General features: G+C 60.7%; 22 protein-coding genes and 1 tRNA gene. 12 read left to right on the top strand and 11 right to left on the bottom strand.

From position 1 onward, the window contains the following. Window positions 1–3 precede the first annotated feature (3 nt). Window positions 4–804, bottom strand: coding sequence for a TetR/AcrR family transcriptional regulator (locus Q1J79_RS18375; protein WP_300303244.1), 801 nt, complete (start codon window positions 802–804; stop codon window positions 4–6). A 4-nt stretch (window positions 805–808) separates the two neighbouring features. Here Q1J79_RS18375 and Q1J79_RS18370 point away from each other — a divergent pair, with 4 nt between their 5' ends. Both Q1J79_RS18370 and Q1J79_RS18365 read left to right on the top strand, forming a co-directional pair. Then, entirely contained in the window at window positions 809–1,564 is a 756-nt protein-coding gene (locus Q1J79_RS18370) for a hypothetical protein (protein WP_300303242.1), read from the top strand. Window positions 1,565–1,576: 12 nt separating this feature from the next. Further along, complete coding sequence (locus Q1J79_RS18365; protein ID WP_300303240.1) at window positions 1,577–2,377, top strand: hypothetical protein; 801 nt, start codon at window positions 1,577–1,579, stop codon at window positions 2,375–2,377. 803 nt (window positions 2,378–3,180) lie between these two features. On the opposite strand, the gene Q1J79_RS18360 is transcribed toward Q1J79_RS18365, so the two are convergent. Beyond that, complete coding sequence (locus Q1J79_RS18360) at window positions 3,181–3,573, bottom strand: hypothetical protein (protein WP_300303238.1); 393 nt, start codon at window positions 3,571–3,573, stop codon at window positions 3,181–3,183. Window positions 3,574–3,940: 367 nt separating this feature from the next. On the opposite strand from Q1J79_RS18360, the gene mobF reads away from it, so the two are divergent. After that, the gene (gene mobF, locus Q1J79_RS18355; protein WP_300303236.1) at window positions 3,941–5,746 is read left to right on the top strand and encodes a MobF family relaxase; all 1,806 of its coding nucleotides are present in this window, start codon (window positions 3,941–3,943) and stop codon (window positions 5,744–5,746) included. Here mobF and Q1J79_RS18350 read toward each other — a convergent pair. The 5 genes from Q1J79_RS18350 to Q1J79_RS18330 all read right to left on the bottom strand — a co-directional run bounded on the left by Q1J79_RS18350 (window position 5,730) and on the right by Q1J79_RS18330 (window position 8,895). Next, entirely contained in the window at window positions 5,730–6,863 is a 1,134-nt protein-coding gene (locus Q1J79_RS18350; protein WP_300303234.1) for a site-specific integrase, read from the bottom strand. The two genes, mobF and Q1J79_RS18350, sit on opposite strands and share 17 nt — an antisense overlap. A 76-nt stretch (window positions 6,864–6,939) precedes the next feature. Continuing rightward, window positions 6,940–7,013: transfer RNA gene (locus Q1J79_RS18345), tRNA-Gly, on the bottom strand. A gap of 118 nt (window positions 7,014–7,131) precedes the next feature. Next, window positions 7,132–7,446 carry a hypothetical protein gene (locus Q1J79_RS18340; RefSeq protein ID WP_300303232.1) on the bottom strand — a complete coding sequence of 105 codons (315 nt, stop codon included), beginning with the start codon at window positions 7,444–7,446 and terminating at the stop codon, window positions 7,132–7,134. A 93-nt stretch (window positions 7,447–7,539) separates the two neighbouring features. After that, complete coding sequence (locus tag Q1J79_RS18335; RefSeq protein ID WP_300303230.1) at window positions 7,540–8,523, bottom strand: haloalkane dehalogenase; 984 nt, start codon at window positions 8,521–8,523, stop codon at window positions 7,540–7,542. An 84-nt stretch (window positions 8,524–8,607) separates the two neighbouring features. After that, window positions 8,608–8,895, bottom strand: a complete 288-nt coding sequence (locus tag Q1J79_RS18330) for a DUF1330 domain-containing protein (protein WP_300303228.1) — start codon at window positions 8,893–8,895, stop codon at window positions 8,608–8,610. 106 nt (window positions 8,896–9,001) lie between these two features. On the opposite strand from Q1J79_RS18330, the gene Q1J79_RS18325 reads away from it, so the two are divergent. From Q1J79_RS18325 to Q1J79_RS18300, 6 genes are all read left to right on the top strand, one after another. Further along, window positions 9,002–9,613 carry a TetR/AcrR family transcriptional regulator gene (locus tag Q1J79_RS18325; RefSeq protein WP_300303227.1) on the top strand — a complete coding sequence of 204 codons (612 nt, stop codon included), beginning with the start codon at window positions 9,002–9,004 and terminating at the stop codon, window positions 9,611–9,613. Continuing rightward, window positions 9,600–10,265, top strand: a complete 666-nt coding sequence (locus Q1J79_RS18320; RefSeq protein ID WP_300303225.1) for a DNA-3-methyladenine glycosylase I — start codon at window positions 9,600–9,602, stop codon at window positions 10,263–10,265. The genes Q1J79_RS18325 and Q1J79_RS18320 overlap by 14 nt, the downstream gene beginning before the upstream one ends. Before the next feature lie 269 nt (window positions 10,266–10,534). Beyond that, entirely contained in the window at window positions 10,535–10,861 is a 327-nt protein-coding gene (locus Q1J79_RS18315) for a TfoX/Sxy family protein (protein ID WP_300303223.1), read from the top strand. Window positions 10,862–10,975: 114 nt separating this feature from the next. Continuing rightward, window positions 10,976–11,347: a helix-turn-helix transcriptional regulator gene (locus Q1J79_RS18310; protein ID WP_300303221.1), complete on the top strand. Its 372-nt coding sequence runs from the start codon at window positions 10,976–10,978 to the stop codon at window positions 11,345–11,347. Continuing rightward, a complete protein-coding gene (locus Q1J79_RS18305; protein WP_300303219.1) occupies window positions 11,340–11,834 on the top strand; it encodes an SRPBCC domain-containing protein in 495 nt (164 codons plus the stop codon). The genes Q1J79_RS18310 and Q1J79_RS18305 overlap by 8 nt, the downstream gene beginning before the upstream one ends. 114 nt (window positions 11,835–11,948) lie before the next feature. Further along, complete coding sequence (locus tag Q1J79_RS18300) at window positions 11,949–12,374, top strand: hypothetical protein (RefSeq protein WP_300303217.1); 426 nt, start codon at window positions 11,949–11,951, stop codon at window positions 12,372–12,374. 66 nt (window positions 12,375–12,440) lie between these two features. Here the strand turns inward: Q1J79_RS18300 and Q1J79_RS18295 are convergent, their stop codons facing one another. The 3 genes from Q1J79_RS18295 to Q1J79_RS18285 form a co-directional block, all read right to left on the bottom strand. Next, window positions 12,441–12,971 (bottom strand): hypothetical protein, encoded by a 531-nt coding sequence (locus tag Q1J79_RS18295; protein ID WP_300303215.1) that lies wholly within the window; start codon window positions 12,969–12,971, stop codon window positions 12,441–12,443. A gap of 171 nt (window positions 12,972–13,142) precedes the next feature. Then, window positions 13,143–14,189, bottom strand: a complete 1,047-nt coding sequence (locus Q1J79_RS18290) for a GlxA family transcriptional regulator (RefSeq protein WP_300303213.1) — start codon at window positions 14,187–14,189, stop codon at window positions 13,143–13,145. A gap of 92 nt (window positions 14,190–14,281) precedes the next feature. Next, window positions 14,282–15,025 (bottom strand): helix-turn-helix transcriptional regulator, encoded by a 744-nt coding sequence (locus tag Q1J79_RS18285; protein ID WP_300303211.1) that lies wholly within the window; start codon window positions 15,023–15,025, stop codon window positions 14,282–14,284. A gap of 132 nt (window positions 15,026–15,157) precedes the next feature. Between Q1J79_RS18285 and Q1J79_RS18280 the strand changes: the two genes are divergently transcribed. Then, window positions 15,158–15,421, top strand: coding sequence for a DUF1127 domain-containing protein (locus Q1J79_RS18280; protein ID WP_300303209.1), 264 nt, complete (start codon window positions 15,158–15,160; stop codon window positions 15,419–15,421). Window positions 15,422–15,441: 20 nt separating this feature from the next. On the opposite strand, the gene Q1J79_RS18275 is transcribed toward Q1J79_RS18280, so the two are convergent. Continuing rightward, window positions 15,442–15,930, bottom strand: a complete 489-nt coding sequence (locus Q1J79_RS18275) for a PaaI family thioesterase (protein WP_300303207.1) — start codon at window positions 15,928–15,930, stop codon at window positions 15,442–15,444. Between the two features lie 150 nt (window positions 15,931–16,080). Here Q1J79_RS18275 and Q1J79_RS18270 point away from each other — a divergent pair, with 150 nt between their 5' ends. Both Q1J79_RS18270 and Q1J79_RS18265 read left to right on the top strand, forming a co-directional pair. Continuing rightward, complete coding sequence (locus Q1J79_RS18270) at window positions 16,081–16,575, top strand: MarR family winged helix-turn-helix transcriptional regulator (RefSeq protein ID WP_300303205.1); 495 nt, start codon at window positions 16,081–16,083, stop codon at window positions 16,573–16,575. 200 nt (window positions 16,576–16,775) lie between these two features. Beyond that, window positions 16,776–18,038, top strand: a 1,263-nt coding sequence (locus tag Q1J79_RS18265; protein ID WP_300303203.1) for an acetate--CoA ligase, incomplete at its 3' end; no start/stop codon positions are given.

Raw genomic sequence — 18,038 nt, 5'->3', positions numbered from 1 at the left:
GGGCTATTTAGGGGCTTTGGCCGCGTAGCTGCGCAGGAAGTGGTCAACGACAGCCTCGGCTTCAGCCTCGATTTCCTTCTTGGTCGGCTTGCTGTCTTGCCAGAGCGCCCGCTGATGCAGGCCGCCAGAGCATAGAGCGATGACCATTCCGGCAGCTTCCTGGGCATCACCCTTGCGCAATTCGCCCTCAGACATCCTGGCCTGAATGAACATGGCAAATGCGTCCTGGTTCGCCTTGGGACCACGCTCATAAAAGATGCGCCCAATCTCAGGGAAACGGCCGCCTTCACCGATGACCAGCCGGTAGAGTACAAGCGATGGCTCGGAAAGAATGCGCCGGAGCAGGTGGAGGACAGCCTTGCTCAGGTCCGCCCGTACATTGCCGGTGGACGCCAGGGTCTGCGAGACCTCTTCACGAAACAGGGAAATCCGGCCCTCGATGAACGCGGCGAACAGCTCCTCCTTGGAGGCGAAATGCTTCCAGAGCGTCGCCTTGGAGCCACCAAGCGCATCAGCCACGGCCGACATGCTGGTCGCGCCATAGCCCTTTTCAACGAACAGTTGGGCCGCGACCTCGATGATCGCGGCGCGCCGTTCCAGTCTCTGCTCTTCCCGTCGTGTCATCATGGCTAAAAAAGTGTACCAACCAGTACGCTTTTCTGTTGACCGAAAATCATCCGTGGTGCCAAAATTGCTTGAAGAGCTTGCCACCATGACTTTACGAAGTTGTAGGCTGGCGATAAAAACCAGTAGCTTCTGTGGTGAGAAATTCGTTGTCTCACGCCCCCGGCTGTGCTGGGGCACGAGAATGGTTTCCAGAGGCAGTGAACTGGCGCTCAGCGCTACAGCACCTTTTGATGTTGCTTGTCCAGAGGTGGCCGCCGAAATTGGCCGAGACTTCCTCGAAGCTCTGGAACGCTTCATTCATCTCTCTGGCCAGCCAAGGGAAGCCGTCTATAAAGCGTCGGGAAAAACCCGCGCAACCTTGGAAAAGTGGGGTACTTCAGGCCGCATCGACGTCCTTACCATCGAGCGCCTAGACCTATATTTCGCCAGCCTTGGAGTTCCAGGCTTCAAGTCCGCCATCATCTACGGGCTAGCTCCAGAAGTGCGGTGGTCTGGTGAGCCTTTGCCAGTCGAGCTTGTCGAAGAAGGTATCCTCGGTGACCTGCGGGCCGCCCGCTTGTTCAAGGCCTGGCGGACAGGCGAGAACCTCATCGACCTGATGTTCAAGCTGCAGCTCGAAGCCGAAACCACCTTGTTTCATGTGGATGCCGATAAGGTTGCACTTTTGCGGGTCGGTCAGCTGCTTCCGGTCGATGTCAGCCTTTTGAACAGGGATGCCGGTGACCGTAAGGATCGCACCTATGGCGCCATGATGCGGGGCCAAATACTCCGAACCGCGGAAGATGGAGTGACGCTGTTCCACAACCGCTGCAGATGGCAGAGCACGGCCAACGGCGGGCAGGAAGACCACTACTGGCGGCTCGGCGTCGCCCGCGATGGACAGGCGCTGCTTTTCCCATTCAAGCGTAAGCTCAGCCCGCGCTACTGGGTCGATTAAAGGCCGATCGTCATGACGGCTGCCTTCATCGGCAGGTACGGCCCGGACGTAGCAGACTGGCTGGATGGAACAGCCTTGCCACCATCCGAACGTAGTCAAGCGCGAGCGAATGCTCTGCACTTGCTAGAAGACCTGGAGAAGGTCGGCCTGCGTGTCTGTGTCTGGCACGACTTGGAGAGTTTCGCTGCACTTTATCAAAAGCAGGGCTGGAACCTCGCGAGGAACCTGAATCCCAGATGGTGGCCACACGACTCTGTGCCAGAGCGTAGCCTATTGGTCATTGCAGAGAGTTCCGACGGCATCGCCCAGATATCGGCCATGCGTTGGATTTGGCTGGACGGTTCACTCAAGGAAATGCATGAGAGCGGCCGCTTCTTTTACGGCGAATATGCCGGTCTGGTGACCGACCAGGTCATAGTGCGGGTCAATGCACCTCTTGCTGACACCATCGCGCACTGCGCCGCCGTGTACTCTTGTGGCTGGCGTAGCGAGGATATGCGGGGGAATACGTTCACAGCGCGCCGCTGTGTTCGACTGGCCCAGCTGCTGGCTGGCATCAACTGGCATTTCTCATGGCTGGTGGCCAGGACAGATCGCAGGAAGGCGCATGCCTTTGCCGAGGATGCGTTCGGCATGAGCACAGTCGAGGCCGGAATTCATGTGCGGCGCGCTGATATGAGCGTCGAAAAGGAATACCACCTGATTGCGGGCCGAATCGACCACATGAGGCGGCAGTTCCAGCGGCCGGAATATGGGGATGGATCGCAGTCTCTAGGCGGAGGATTACCGCTGTTTGGGTGGGGTGTAAGGTAAATTGGCTAGTAAACGCTGTGTATATATCGGCATTACCGGCCTCAATCTTGGCTGCCAAACACATTTCAGCGACGATATCATCGCGATAACGTTCCAAGGCGGCGCCAAGAACCCCTTCGAAACTGAAGTGCCGCGCAGTCCGGATTAAGCCATCAATTAAATTGAATAGGTGGTCCGGTAGTTGAATTGTCTGCAACCGCGTCAGACGGTTCCCCCAACTCTGCGTTAAAAGACAACAGTTTCAGTGGACTCGACTCGACCGTGAACTTCTCAGGGCTCATTCACGTCGACGCCTTCAGCTGGTTTCTCCAGAGCTCGGGGTGTTAAGCCGATTTCTCCTGCGGGAGACGCTTAAACCGCTCGATTTTTGCTGTTCGCGAGCGCCAGCTACCGGAAGATTGTTTTAAAGAGCGGGAGAATGAGGTGGACGCACTACCCGAATCCGTACGACGCGACCGCATCCACAAATCAAGATCCTGAACGTCATATCGAATTGGACTACCAGATAAATCACCCAACGAAATCCAGGATGGGCCCTCGCCCTTGGCTTTAGCTCTGTTCAACCAGCTTGGTGAAACACTGAGGTATTTAGCAGCGCCCTGGATAGTCAGATATCTCTGGAATTTCTGCGCTTCGGAACGCGCATACCTTGCGTGAACATCAGCAAGGGCATTCTTTAACTCCGTTATAATCCCCACAAAATCCAAGACGTCGGTCGGCCGAAGACCACCAACCGCATTCGCAGCACATTCTGCGTGCCGCTGTTGTTGGTTCGATTCTTCGGCCGTCCTAGTCATGGGGGATTACATCCGCTCGATGCGTACTTGCTTTTCGCCAGGCACAGTGGACTGAACCTGCGCTGAAGGGGGTGTTTGCTTCGGTTTTGCGCGACCTGATTTGGCTCGCGAAGGCTGCTTGGCCATCGGTGATTTCCTCACGCGCAAATCCACATAAATTTTCACCTGCCGTACCGATACCAGAATGCCCCGATCCTGCAGGCCTTTTGTAATTTCCTTTAGGGACGCGCCATTGCGAATGGCGCGCGAGATCGCGGGGCGGACAAGATCGAGAAGCCTAAAGAGAAGCGCGCGTGTTGGCTTCAAACCGGCAGTATATTCAGCAAACTCTGTCCCAAAATTCTCGACGTCGAATGACTGGGTGATGCGTACGCTAAGATGTCTGTGTTCGAGATCCATAGTGTCCCTCCTTCCGAGTTCCTGAACTCTAAGGTTGTCGAAAAACGTGCAACGAACAACAAGACTGTTTCGGATAAGAGAAGATAAAAAAGCTCTAGATGTATTGACTGTTGCATAACTAGACGCTGCCCCAATAAGTTTTAATCAATATAAATTCCTGTTTCTGATTGAGCTCTATTTGTCTCATCTGTTTGTGAAGTGCTGCGGCACAATGCAAGTCGCGGAATGCAGCGTCCTTGCGCGGCCTCGCACGCTGCTTTTCCCATTCAATCGCTTACACCAATGCACCAATGGCTAGTTTGTCTGGGAGGTGGGGCGATTGGTGTGTGATCTGGTTTGAGCGTTGCAGATTTTCTTAGTACGTTAAGTGAAGGCGGTGAGCGGTGGCGCGCACGAACTTTTTTGGATTTTCGTTTTTTTGAATCGAGGTTTTATGCTGACAATTTCAAAGACTCGATCTCCGCAATATCCGGAGGAAGAATATCGAAGTCAGGATGAATGGCTCATAAGAGGGCGCAGCGAGGGAGAGCCGTTTCCATTTTTAGGAGCGGAGCCAACGGCAACCTGGTTTTCCACGTCACCTGATGTGGAAAGGGATTTCGGAGTAAAGATCGGTACGACACTGGATTTCGAGATGGAATTTCGACCGGTATATGCCGGCATGCTGCCTGATGGACGGAAACTAAGGTGCCTTCCCGCTGTACGAGGGACGCGGACCGGAAAGCAATCCTTCCCGGTGCAGGCATTCGACCTGACGTTTTCTGCGCCGAAATGCCTATCCTTGCTGCTTGCCGCCGCTATGGTTCGGCGCGACCTTGCAAGTATAGAAAACATACGGCGGATGCAGGATTTAGCCGTCGAAAAGACGCTACACCGCTTCCGGGATCAGTTGGTTTCCAGTCGTTCGGGCCGTAGCGGAAAGGTAAAGCATAAGGGGGGTGAAATCTTGGCGGCTGCGTTCACCCACTTTGATGCGCGCCCGTTTGAGAACGTTGATGACATGCAGGAGGCGGGAGACCCGCAACTACACACCCATATCTATCTGATGAACACGGTGAAATGTGGGGATGGAAAATATCGGGCGCTCGATGCCAGCAAGTTTATTCGTCGCGCGAAAGACGCAGGGCTCTGGTTCCGCTCATATTTGGCAAAGTTAATGTGCGCCGCAGGTTTTTTAGTGGTGCCGTACCCGCGTATCAGCAAGCGGATGCCTGGCGCTGTAGTGATCGAAGACATTGCCCCGGTGGAGCTTGAGTTCTCGCGACGATCGAGGCGAATTCAGCAGTATTTAGATCGGCGTGGGTGGGATTCTACAAGTTCACGTCGGCGGCGCCTCGCAACATTATTCACCCGTCATGCGAAAATTCGTGATCGCGGCGGGCCGGTCAGATTTTGGCAGGCGCGCCTGGAAAAGTGGATGTATTTGCTTCCGCCAGTCCGAGGCATGAGCAATGATCGACGTGGCCAAATCGACCGGGAGATTGATGAAAAAGTCCGGTTAATCCTAAAAGACACGTACATAGGTGAGCTGGACGAATTCACCGATAAGGTTGAAGCAGCGGTTCTGGAGCGCACGATCGGCCAACTTGATCCTGATGACCTACAATCCTCGCTTCAGCGCTTGCAGACTGCGGGTGGTCAGGTCGCGGCTGCACCTGCTTCCGATCAGACGAGCGAAATGCCGGTTGAGCAGGTAAGGAATGAAGGAGTTGCAGTGCCACGGTTCTTGCTCAGGGTGACCAAGCGGAACACTACGCCCAAGGCAGAAGTGGTCGGGCCGCCCGTGACGGAAGTCATTCATCCCGGACGGAATTCGGGTATACCGGCGCTGGAACATTGGGATGCTGAGGATCTGGTCGATGCCATTCTGGCCCTTTCGTCTCTTCCCAACGCGGCAGATGAAACAAATGCCTCTGTAAAGAGGGCTGTGGAGACCGCTCTCGCCGGAATGCTACCGAAAGCAAATGCGGAACTACGACAGGTAGTACAGGAAGGCCGGGCAGGACTCGAACATCTTCATTCGGACGCCAGTGAAGGGGCGGCCCTCAGAGATCGTATCCGTCGTGGTCTCGAACACCTTAGGGCCTGTGGCCTTGTGCACAAGGAAGCGGCGTTATCAGAGATCCTAGAGGGAGCTGAGATTCGAAGTGTCAATCTCACGCGGCGTCCGTAATCTTCCGGTCGACCCTCGAAGTGTCCATCGTCTTCATACGTGTGGAGAGGCGGTTCGCCCTGAGGTGCTTGTAGCGGTCAAGCATTTCCAGTGAGCGGTGACCAGTAATCATGGCGATTTCGAGGTCGCGAAGGTCTGTGTGCTCGAAGAGTCTGGAGGTTGCCTCGTGGCGTAGGTCGTGGAAGTGGAGGTCTGTCAACTTGGCGGCCATGCAGGCTTTGGCAAAGGCATGTGTGACCCCACGCCCCGTTTTCGGTGGGAATACTGCTTGGTCGGTTAGTTCGGCGGGAATGAACGCTTTCTTAGTGCCGTGAGGAAGTTGGCGAGACAGCAAGTCGACCATTGACGGAAATAGCGGCACGGTTCTTTCTTCTCCATTCTTTGTCTGCGCCAGAAAAGCTGTTGCTTGGTCGAAGTTCACGTGGCGCCAGGTAAGCCTCAGAATTTCGCCTTGGCGCATGGCTGTGCCGAGGGCAAATTCAACCATTGGCCGGAGCCAGACGCTGCCGGAGGCACTGCAGGCTACGAAAAGACGCTGCTCTTCGTCGGGGAGTAAGCGCCGCGTACGGTGCTTAGGCATCCGTGGCCGGAGGCCTGGGCCAACGGGATTGACGATCTGCACCTTGTTCAGATCGGCCCAGACATTGTAGACGCGCGAAAGGAAGTTCAACCGGTGAATGGCCGTTTGAGGGCCGAACTCAGCATCGGGGCCAATGATCTCACCCGGATCCCGGCTGTCCTCATCGAGCGCAGCGCGTCGCCACTCGTCTAGATTTGCCTTTGAAATGGAATGTAGCGACTGTTCGGCGAAAATCGTACCGAGCCAATAATTGCCATGCACAATCTGATTGCGTGCATGCTGGGTCGGCCCGCGTCGCTTGAGCGGCTGGTCCGGATTACGAGGGGCGACGCGATCAAGGAACCACTCAATCGCCACTTCCAGCGTGGGCGTGTTTAGCCGCCGAGTCGGGGCCTCGCCGTTCAAGGCTCGCCCTTCAATCTGGTTTGCCCAATCCTCTGCCGCGCGGCGAGTTTTGAAGGTTCTGGTCTGGTTAATGCCGTACCGCCGCACCTTGGCGCGGTACTGGCCGTTTCTGCGTTTTTCGATCGTCGACATGGGACATTTCAACTGCGGTTTTTACCTGCAGTGTCCCATATAGTCCCAAGAGGCTCGATCGTCGGGGCCTAAGCGCTGGAGCGGGTGAGGGGAATCGAACCCCCGTCGTAAGCTTGGGAAGCTTCTGCTCTACCATTGAGCTACACCCGCGTTCCGGGGCCGACCATAGCGAAGCCGGCTGGCCGTTTCAACGGGCGGCTCACCCAGCGGGCGGGCGCGGATCGCCTGCGCCGCGCCCGCCTGCCTGCGGCGACTGGACGCGGGCCGTCTATGCGGCGTCGGTTTCCGCCCGCACGGCCGCGAGGGCGGTTTCGAGCATGGCGGCAAGGTCGCGCTGGCGCTTGGCGGCCAGCCGTTTTTCCCCGACCAGGCGCAGGGCCTCGCCGCCGAAATACTCCATGATGTCGGGCAGGGTCCGGATCACGCCGCGGCTGCCCCAGCCGCCATCGAAGATTTCGGTCGGGAAGACCCATACGCGGCCGCCCACCGCTTCGACCGGCGCGCCTTCCGCGCGGGCAACCGCCTCGGTCACCTGCCGGACCAGGCCCTGGCGCGCCGCGTCGGTATACTGCCCCTCGGGCACCGACGGGACGATCCGATAGATCGGCTGCGTGGTCGGCCTTGATGCAGACGTCCAAGGCCGACCACGCAGAGAGAGGTGGGGCGACGATAAGATTCAGTTCCGGCGTAGCCAGTCGGCGATCGCACGGCCGATAGCGACTGGTTGATCTTCCTGGATGAAGTGCAGCCCTCTGCCGACGTAGGCAGTTTCCAGATTTTCAACCAAACCTGTATAAAAAGGCACCGCCGCCGGGGGCACGAGCACGCCGGGTTCGGCATAGGCGAGGAGGACGGGCATCTTCGTCTCCCCCATGAAGGACCGAATGTGGTTCATCAGAGTCACCATCGCGGCCGGCTCGCCCCCGATCGGCACCTCGCGCGGCCAAGTCCAAGTGGGCAGACGGTCTTCGGCCTGGCGATAGGGCAGGCCATATTCCGTCCGAGCCGCGTCGCCCAGCGGCCGGTCGATCATCATCGGCAGTATCTGTTCGATGAACATGTTATTTTCCATGATCATTTGCCGACCTTGCTCCGGATCGCGCATGGCGCGAAACATGCCGCCCATTTCCTCCCCCATGGCCTCGTAGGACGGTTGCGGGAAAGCCGGTGGCAGAACACCCTCCATGAAAGCCAGCCGCAAAACCTTATCCGGATGGCGTCTGGCGAAATCCCAGGCCAGCGCTGCGCCCCAGTCGTGGCCGACCAACGTAAATCGTTCGAGCCCCATCGCCTCGACAAAGGCCTCCAGATAACGCGCGTGATCGGCGAAGCTGTAGGCGATGTCCGGCTTACCCGAACGACCCATGCCGATTAGATCGACGGCAATGGCGCGGTGATTTTCGGAGACGAACGGCATGACGTTTCGCCACAGATAGGCCGCGCTGGGGTTTCCGTGCAGAAACAATACGACCTCACCTTCGCCCTGTTCGAGATAGGACATGGCACTGTTGAGTACCGCGATGTCATACCGAGGGATCGTAAGTTGTTCGCTGATCGACGGCATTGGGAGCTTTCGGGCCATCTCCTGGGCGGCGGCAGGCAACGGCGTGGTCAACAATGTGATGGCGCCAAGCGCCGCCAGCGTCGGGATCTTAAGCATAATAATCTCCTGTCCGGTCCGCGCTTTGCGGCCGGTGGTTCGTCGGCTGAAAGTGAATGATTTAGAGTGGGGAGCCCGAGAAGCTTAAAACGCCTCGTAGACGAAGAATTCCATATCGCCAGCGGCTTCCCGCAGGCTGGTCAGCGCTTGGTATTCAGGCGAGGCAAACCAGGCGCTGGCAGCGGCGGGATCGGCAAACCGCATCACGCCTGTCAAATGGGGGGCGCCCGTACCCAGCAGCGCCTCGGCAAAGTTTCCGCGCACAAGTACTTCGCCGCCATGCGCCGCAACCGTCGACGCGGCGGCAGCACCATAGGCTTTCATCTGTTCGGGATCGCGTACTTTGATGCGCGATACGACGATTGCACTCATTCGGACTCTCCTTCTTGACGAGTGTTGTTTTGGACATGTAAGTATAAAACACGATCTGGCTGTTTTGTCCATATGTGTCTAAAACATTTTATGAAGGAATTCGCGCTTGGCCCGTCCCTCGAAATTCGACCGGAATACCGCTGTCGAGACGGTGATGCAGGAGCTCTGGCGCTCCGGCTATGAAGCGAACTCGGTGAAAGCGATTTCCGAGAAGCTCGGCATCACCAGATCGAGCTACTACAACGCCTTCGGTTCGCGCGAGAACCTGTTCAAAGAGGCGCTCGCGGCCTATTTCCCACAATCACCGGACCGCGCACTTTATGACGACGTCGGGGGCCGATCGATCAAGCGCTTGATCTCGGACACGTTTCACGAAGCCTGCGCGGCTCGCGCCGGTGACCCGGAAGCGCGCGGATGCATGGCGGTGAACAGCCTGTGCGAGCTTGCCGGCGGCCCGCATGCGGAACTCGGCGCCATGCTGGTGGACGCGGTGCTGGCGAGCGCCGCTCGATTCGAGACTCTGCTCAGACTCGCCGTCAGCCGCGGCGAACTCGGCGCAGATACCGATGTGCACGGCAAGGCCTTGGCGTTGCAATCGCTGCTGATCGGAATCAATACCCTGTCGAAGGCGGTACGCAGCGAGGATGAGCTTTGGCTGGCCGCGCGTACAGGTCTTCAGGCGCTTGGACTCTACGAGGGAGAAGATGCGCAGCTTTGAAAAAATCTATGCTATTGCTGCCAAACGCAAGGGTGGCGGCGCGGCGCTCGAAGCCCTCATTGAGAAGCCATTGCCGCGCAACAAGATTGCGGCAATTGCGGACGATCGCTGGCTGTCGTCGATGGCGCGCAGCCTCTTCGAGGCGGGTTTCAACTGGGCGGTCATCGACGCCAAATGGGATGGCTTTGAAGCCGCATTCCACCGATTTGATCCCAGCCGTATCGTCCGGTATGGCGATGAGCAAATCGATCGGCTTCTGAGTGACGACAGTATCGTGCGCAACGGTGCCAAGATTATGGCCGTCGTCGACAATGCCCACTTCATTCGTGAACTGACTGCGGAATACGGCTCAGCGGGTAGATTTTTCGCCGACTGGCCGGACACGAACTTCGTCGGCCTGCTTGAGGTCCTAACCAACCGCGGATCGCGACTTGGCGGGGTGACCGGCCAACGGATGCTGCGCCGCCTAGGACGCTCCAGTTTCATTCTGTCGCCGGACGTCATTGCTCGCCTCATTGCAGAAGGCGTCGTCGCAAAGGCACCCAGTGGCCGGCGCCACATGCAAGCCGTGCAAGACGCCTTTAATGAATGGATCCGTCAATCCGGTCGGAGCCTAACCGAAATTAGCCGCGTTCTGGCAATGAGCGTGTAGTGGCGAACTACGATCTACTTTCGTCATTCCGAAACAGGGAGAACGAAAAATCTATTCTCAGACTTTGCGCGCATCGCTTCTAGAGAAGAACGGCGGAATCGAGGGTGCAATCGAGGCGCTGGAGGCAGCGCAGTCTTGTGAGCCCGCCCGGCAAGAGCAGAGTATCTGAGGGGAAAGATTGCTTCGCTGAAGAAAAGCCCGAGCGCATGTCCGATTAACCGAGCCGAAAACGTCTTTGCGTTGCGTAGCTGCAAATAGGAAACCGACCGATGCCCCACGATCCTCACCTGGCCGAACTAATGCGCGACGCGCTGGCGCATCGCGCTGGCGTCACAGAAAAGAAGATGTTCGGCGGCTATTGCTGGATGCTCAACGGCAACATGCTATGCGGCGTCGAAGTCGGGCGGTTCATGTTCCGAGTGGGGAAGGAGCTTGAGCCTGAGGCGCTGAAGCGGCCGGGCGCAAGCCCAATGGATATAACGGGCAAACCCATGCGCGGGATCATCTGGGTGGATGCCGACGAAGCCATCGGGGCAGGGCTCGATGCCTGGATTGCCTACGCTGCCCGCTTTGTCGGTTCACTGCCGCCGAAATAGTCTGACTGGAAAGCGAGTGCGGCGCTGAAGCGATGCGTTGCGCACGCATCCCTCGATTCCGCCGGAACATGAAGGGGATTGACATAGTTCGCAAATATATCTAACCTTTTGGTTATGGAACGAATCGGTTCTATAAATCAATCGCAGAATCTGGATGCGATTTTCGCAGCGCTCGCCGACCCAACGCGGCGAGCGATCCTATCGCGATTGGCGGCCGGCGAGGCTTCGGTGAACGAGATCGCCGCGCCGTTTCGGATGAGTCAGCCGGCGGTGTCGAAGCATTTGAGGGTGCTGGAACGAGCGGGATTGATTGAGCGCGACATCGACAAACAGCGACGGCCAGCACGACTGAAGGCCCAACCCATGTTGGCGGCGGTCCACTGGCTCGAAGAGTTCAAACAATTCTGGTCGTCGAGTTTCGATCAACTCGACGGCCTGTTGGAAGAGTTGAAAAGAACGAAAGCAAAGGCCCCCGGAAATGAATGAATTGCCGACTTACGTGCTGGAGCGGATCTTTGACGCTCCACGCGATCTTGTGTGGAAGACCTGGACCGATCCGAAGCTGTTGGCGCGCTGGTACGGTCCGAATGTCGAGACGATCATTCATCGCCTTGATGTCGAGCCTGGTGGGCTTTGGCTCAACGAGATGAAATGGGGCGGCAAATCCAATTATCAGCGCGCCGAGTATACGCAGGTCGTTGCGCCGGAGCGACTAGTCTGCCTGATGTCCAATACCGATGAGAACTGGAATATTATCTCCAGCCCCATGATGCCGGATTGGCCACGCGTGCTCTTGACCGTCGTGACCTTCGAAGACCACGGCGGAAAAACCAAAATGCGACTGACCTGGACGCCCCACGAGGCGAGCGCTGCCGAGATCGCCTGTTTTGCCGCCGCGATGGACGGCATGGGCAAGGGCTGGGGCGCCGGCATGGAGGTGCTGGCAAGGCTGCTTGTCGAGTTGCAAGCCTGATCTCGCCAGCAACGAAGTTCTTCGGTCCTGGCGCCATCATTTTCTGTGCGAGGAGAACCCGCGGCGCGTCGCAGGATTGATTGGGGAAACCATCATGGAGAAGGGACTTACAGCATGATCCGATTTGTTCTTGCCATCCTCGTCTATATCGTCGCGACCTTCGCGACCCAAGCCGTCTCGCATTTCACGATCAACGCAGCCCATTACGCGGAGTTGCCGCATCTGCGGGCAGAGCCCATTTTTTCGCTCGGTTTCCTCTCCATGCTGATCCAAGGAACGGCACTCGCGTTTCTGCATGCGAACTCGGAATGGGCGCGTCGCTCGCTTCTCAACAGCGTGCTGTTTGCATGGATCGGCGGTAGCCTGATTGTGAGCTACATTGCTTTCGCCGAGGCCGCCAAATATTCGATCCCGTCCATTCCCGCATGGGTGTGGGTGGAGATCTCCGCCGGATTCGTTCAATTCACGCTATATGGAGTAGCGCTCGGATTGATCCGTCGAAAAGTGGACTTGACGCAGGTAGATGGGCGAGGCGCTTGAGGCTCACGACCCAGTGGCCGCGGTCGTCTTGTCTTCTAACGGCGCAGGCAGGCGGACGCGGGCCGTCTATGCGGCGTCGGTTTCCGCCCGCACGGCCGCGAGGGCGGTTTCGAGCATGGCGGCAAGGTCGCGCTGGCGCTTGGCGGCCAGCCGTTTTTCCCCGACCAGGCGCAGGGCCTCGCCGCCGAAATACTCCATGATGTCGGGCAGGGTCCGGATCACGCCGCGGCTGCCCCAGCCGCCATCGAAGATTTCGGTCGGGAAGACCCATACGCGGCCGCCCACCGCTTCGACCGGCGCGCCTTCCGCGCGGGCAACCGCCTCGGTCACCTGCCGGACCAGGCCCTGGCGCGCCGCGTCGGTATACTGCCCCTCGGGCACCGACGGGACGATCCGATAAATCGGCTGCGTGGTCGGGACGCCGGCGCGGAAAATCGTTGGCCGATGCAGGAAAAGCCAGGTGACGCCCCGAATCCGCTCATTGGCGGGGTCCATGCCCTCGTGACGGATCAGGATATCGGTCAGCTCTTCGAAAAGCCGCGCTTCGGCTTCCGGGGTGAGGGCGTTCTCGGGGATATAGGCATCGATCATCGGCATGGCAGCTTCCTTTTCCGGTTGGCGCCAAGGCGGCGGACCGCCGGCCTCGTTCGCGTCGGCCGAATCTAGAAGCCGGCGCCGTGGGCCGGGAGTGGCGGTATTGCCACACAACTGGCAAAAACGGACATCTGTGGCATAGCGTGGCGTGGCATAGCCTGGCGTGACGCGGCGCTAACGCGGCGTGGCGCGAGCGGTTCGGCGTTGCATGGATGCCGCGCGATGCCGCCGTGAAAAGCCGCGCTGATATTCGCGGGGCGACAATCCGGTTTCCCGCCTGAAAAGCCTGCGGAAGGTGCTGAGATCGCCGTAGCCGACGCGCTCGCTCACGGACTCGACATTGAGTCCGCTGGTTTCCAGCAGGCGTTTCGCAATCTCGATCCGCAGGATTTGCAGGTATTGCAGCGGAGCCTGCCCTACGGCCTGCTTGAAGCGGCGGCTCAGGGTTCGCTCGCTGACCGCAAGATGGTCCGCCAGCTCGGCGAGATGAAAGCCGCGATGCAGGTTCTTTTCCATCCAGCGCTGGCCGCGCTTCACCAACTGATCCGTATGGTGCTGCTGGTCTTGCAGGGTCAGGGTGGCGTAAGCCGCCTGCGAGATGCGGTTGGTGTCGATCAGCAGCATTTTTCCCGTCAGCATGGCGAGATTGGCGCCGGCGAGTTTCTCGACCAGCCGCAGGGCCAGGTTGAGATATGTCGTTACGGCGCCGCTGCACAGAATGCGGTCCTGCTCGGTCATGACCTCGGCCGGACGCAGATGCACTTTGGGGTAGCGCTGCCTGAAGGCCTTGGCCAAGGCCCAATGCGTGGTGGCGGCGCGCCCATCCAGCAATCCGGCCTCGGCCAGGATGAAGCTGCCGCTGCAGTATGACGCGATCAGCGCGCCCCGGTCATGCTGTCGGCGGAGAGCCGCCAGCATGGCCTGCAGGGCGCTCATGCGGTTCAGGAAGCGGGGGGTGTCGGAAACGAAGGGGCCCGGCATGATCACCGCATCGGCGGCGGTCCGGGAATTGATCGCGCCATCCACGGTCACGACCTGCCCCGAGGCGGTGCGCACGGGATTGCCATCCGGTGATTCGATGCGCCATTCGAACAGGGGGGGAAGGCGCATCCCGCGGTTGAGGTCCGCCCACATCGCGTTGGCCGTGGCGAAAACATCGACCGAGCCGGCCACGCCGGAAGCCAGCACGCCCTCGAAAACCCAGATCCTGATGTGATGCATGCCGCGTCCGTTTTTCCCCGTACAGGGGTGATCCTGCCATCGTGCCAGATTGACGGCAAGCCTGGTGGGGAGGCGCCCCGCGTCCGGCTCCGCTAATGCCGCGCCGCTTCCTCGGGCGCGCCGAGCTGGTCCGGCGGCAGGCCGAATATCCCGGCCAGCGCTGCCACGCCGGCGGGCGTGAGCGTCACGGCGCGGCTGTCCCTGCGCCGCTGCAGCCAGCCGCGCTGAAAGCAGCATGCGGCCAAAGCCGCGCCCAGGGCGCCGGCCAGGTGCGGGCTGCGTTCGCTCCAGTCCAGGCAGGCGCGGGCGAAGCGCCGCCGCTGGCCGGTTTTCGTCGCCAGCCCGTCGATGTCGATATTGAGTTGCGCGAACAGCCGCCGGCCTTCGGCGCTCACCACAAAATCGTCGCCGTCTCCCGTCGGCAGGATGCAGCCCGTCGCCAGCATCCGGTCGAACAGCAGCACGCCGAGCTTGCCGGCCAGGTGGTCGTAGCAGGTGCGCGCCGCGCGCAGGTCGGCGGCGATGCGGGCCTGGTGATGATGTTTTGGCACCGGCCGCTCGCCGGCCAGCGCCATCAGGCTTTCCAGCGCCCCGGCCACCAGGCCGTTGGCCAGGTGGAAATAGCGGTGCCGGCCCTGCTTCGCCACCGCCAGCAACCCGCCATCCACCAGCCTGGCCAGGTGGCCGCTGGTGGTCTGCGGCGACACGCCGGCGGCATGGGCCAGTTCCTTGGCGGTGCGGGCGCGGCCATCCATCAGGGCCTTCAGGATGTTGGCCCGCGCCGGATCGCCGATCAGGGCGGCGATTTTCGCCACATGCGGCTCGTTGCTGCTCATGGCCAGACTTTAGGCAGGCTGTCATGAGGCGGCAATGCCGGATGCTACGGTCGTGGCCGTAGCGATCGGTCACCGCTGCGTCATGTCGATGCGTTATGGCAAGGACATGAAAACCCCGGACGGAGTCCCGCCATGGCACAGACCATCATGATCGCATCTGCCAGCCTGGATTCGGCTGGCCCTGCCGAGCGCCTGGGGCAGCAGGCCGGCCGCGCCTGCGATGCCGCCCTGCGCCAGGTCGCGCGGGCCCTGTTCGCCCTGCTGGCGGCGCAGCGGCGCTGGCGCGAGCGCGAACAACTCGCCGAACTGAGCGACGCGATGCTGAAAGACATGGGCCTCAGCCGCGCCGATATCGACGCCGCGCTGCGCAAGCCCGCCTGGCAGCGCCCAAGATGAGTTTTCAGGCCTGACCGGCTTTAGATCGGAAACACCAGGCAGGTGGTGGTGCCGGTGGCGAGGATCTTTCCCTGGGCGTCGGTGATGCGGCCTTCCGCCGTGCCCACCCGGCCGCCGACCTGGATCGCCTTGCCCTCGGCATAGACGATGCCGGTCTGGTCGCTGATGCCGCGCACCAGGCTGACCTTGTATTCCAGCGTGGTGTAGCCCATGCCCTTGGGCAGCAGCGACTGCACCGCGCAGGACATGCAGCTGTCCAGCATGGTGCCGGCATAGCCGCCATGCACGCTGCCGATCGGGTTGTAATGCTGTTTCTCCGGCTTGCCGGCGAAGACCACGCGGCCCGGCTCGGCCTCATGGATCCACATGTTCATGATCTGCGCGATCGGCGCGCCGGGCAGCTCGCCCGCCATGATGCCCCGGAACAGCTCGATGCCCGACATCTCGCGCAGCGTCTCGACGGGCAGCACGCCGTAGACGGAATTCTTGGGAACTGGATCGGCCGACATCGGGTGCTCCTGAACATGTCTTGTCGTCAAAGCCTGGGGAGGCCTGGCAGGCAACCGGGAGGATGGCTTGTCCGGCCGGCCTGCATCGTGTATATACACGATATGCCGCAGGCTGTCGACTCCCACCCGGTTATCCCCTCCGCCGCGCCCGTGTACCCCCGGCCGGCGCCGGACGGCCGCGAGGACTGCATCTGCTTCCTGCTGCGCTCGGCCGCGCGGCGGGCCAGCGAGCATTACACCCGCCACCTGGCGAAAATCGGCCTCGGCCTGCCGCAGCACAGCCTGGTCGGCATGGCGGCGGCCTTCGAGAAGCAGAATGGCCGCCCGGCCAGCATCACCGAGCTGGCCAAAGCGCTGGATCTCGACCGCACGACACTGTCGCGCAACATCACGCCGCTGCTGGCCGAGGGCCTGCTGACCCTGGAAGCCGGGTCGCATGGCCGGGCCAAGGCCGTGCGGGCCACCCGCGAGGGCCGCGCCGCCTACCGCGCCGGCATCGCGCTGTGGCGCCAGGCACAGGACGAGATGATCGCAGGCCTCAGGGCCGACTACCCCGCCCTGATGGCCGGCCTGGCCGCCGCCCTCGATGCTCTCCCGGCCGGCATGCCGGCCGCAAATCCGCCCGCCGCCGATAGCGATTCCTGAATTTCCCCAATCAGGGCTATGCTTTGGTCGAAAGGGCCGGGTGCTTGTCGCAGGCCGGCCTTTCCGGGCATCATCGCCCCGATGATGCAGGCGGCCGCGACGTCAATGCCGCGCCGCGAGGGAACGCTGTTGGCCATGCAGGCCCGGGACACGACCCGGCGGACAGGCCGCGCATTTAAAAAGGGAAGGGAGAGCCGATCATGGCCGATAACGAGCTGTTTCCGGTTTCGGACGACTGGGCGAAGCGGGCCTGGGTGGATGCCGCGAAATACCAGGCCATGTACCAGCAGTCGGTGCAGGACCCCGAGGGCTTCTGGGCCGAGCATGGCAAGCGCGTCGACTGGATCAAGCCCTTCACCAAGGTCAAGGACGTCTCCTTCGACCGCAAGGATCTGCATATCCGCTGGTTCCATGACGGCACGCTGAACGTCTCGGCCAACTGCATCGACCGCCATCTGCCCAAGCGCGCGGCTCAGACCGCGATCATCTGGGAAGGCGACGATCCGTCGAAGGCGGAGAACATCACCTACCAGCAGCTGCATGACGAAGTCTGCCGCATGGCCAACGTGATGAAGGCCAACGGCGTGAAGAAGGGCGACCGCGTCACCATCTACCTGCCGATGATCCCGGCGGCGGCCTATGCCATGCTGGCCTGCGCCCGCATCGGCGCCATCCATTCCATCGTGTTCGGCGGCTTCTCGCCCGACAGCCTGGCCAACCGCATCCAGGATTGCGACAGCCAGTTCGTCATCACCGCCGACGAGGGCCTGCGCGGCGGCCGCGGCGTGCCGCTGAAGGGCAATACCGACGCGGCGCTGAAATCCTGCCCCGGCGTCAAGAAGGTGCTGGTGGTCAGGCATACCGGCGGCAAGATCGAGTGGCAGGCCGGCCGCGACATCTGGTTCCACGAGGAAGCCGCCAAGGTGCCGGCGACCTGCGCACCCGAGCCGATGAACGCCGAGGACCCGCTGTTCATCCTCTATACCTCGGGCTCGACCGGCAAGCCCAAGGGCGTGCTGCACACCACCGGCGGCTATCTCGTCTTCGCCGCGATGACGCACCAGTATGTGTTCGACTACCACGACGGCGACATCTACTGGTGCACCGCCGATGTGGGCTGGGTCACCGGCCACAGCTACATCGTCTATGGCCCGCTGGCCAACGGCGCCACCACGCTGATGTTCGAGGGCGTGCCGAACTACCCCGACGCCTCGCGCTTCTGGCAGGTGATCGACAAGCACAAGGTCAACATCTTCTACACTGCCCCCACCGCGATCCGCGCCCTGATGCGCGAGGGCGAGGCGCCGGTGAAGAAGACCAGCCGCGCCAGCCTGCGCCTGCTCGGCTCGGTGGGCGAGCCGATCAACCCGGAAGCCTGGCTGTGGTATCACCGGGTGGTGGGCGACGGCCGCTGCCCGATCGTCGACACCTGGTGGCAGACCGAGACCGGCGGCATCCTGATC

The organism is Ferrovibrio sp., assembly GCF_029255545.1.
Classification (GTDB): domain Bacteria; phylum Pseudomonadota; class Alphaproteobacteria; order Ferrovibrionales; family Ferrovibrionaceae; genus Ferrovibrio.
Note: the sequence above shows the minus strand (reverse complement) of the source record. Positions and strands in the feature narration are given on the sequence as shown.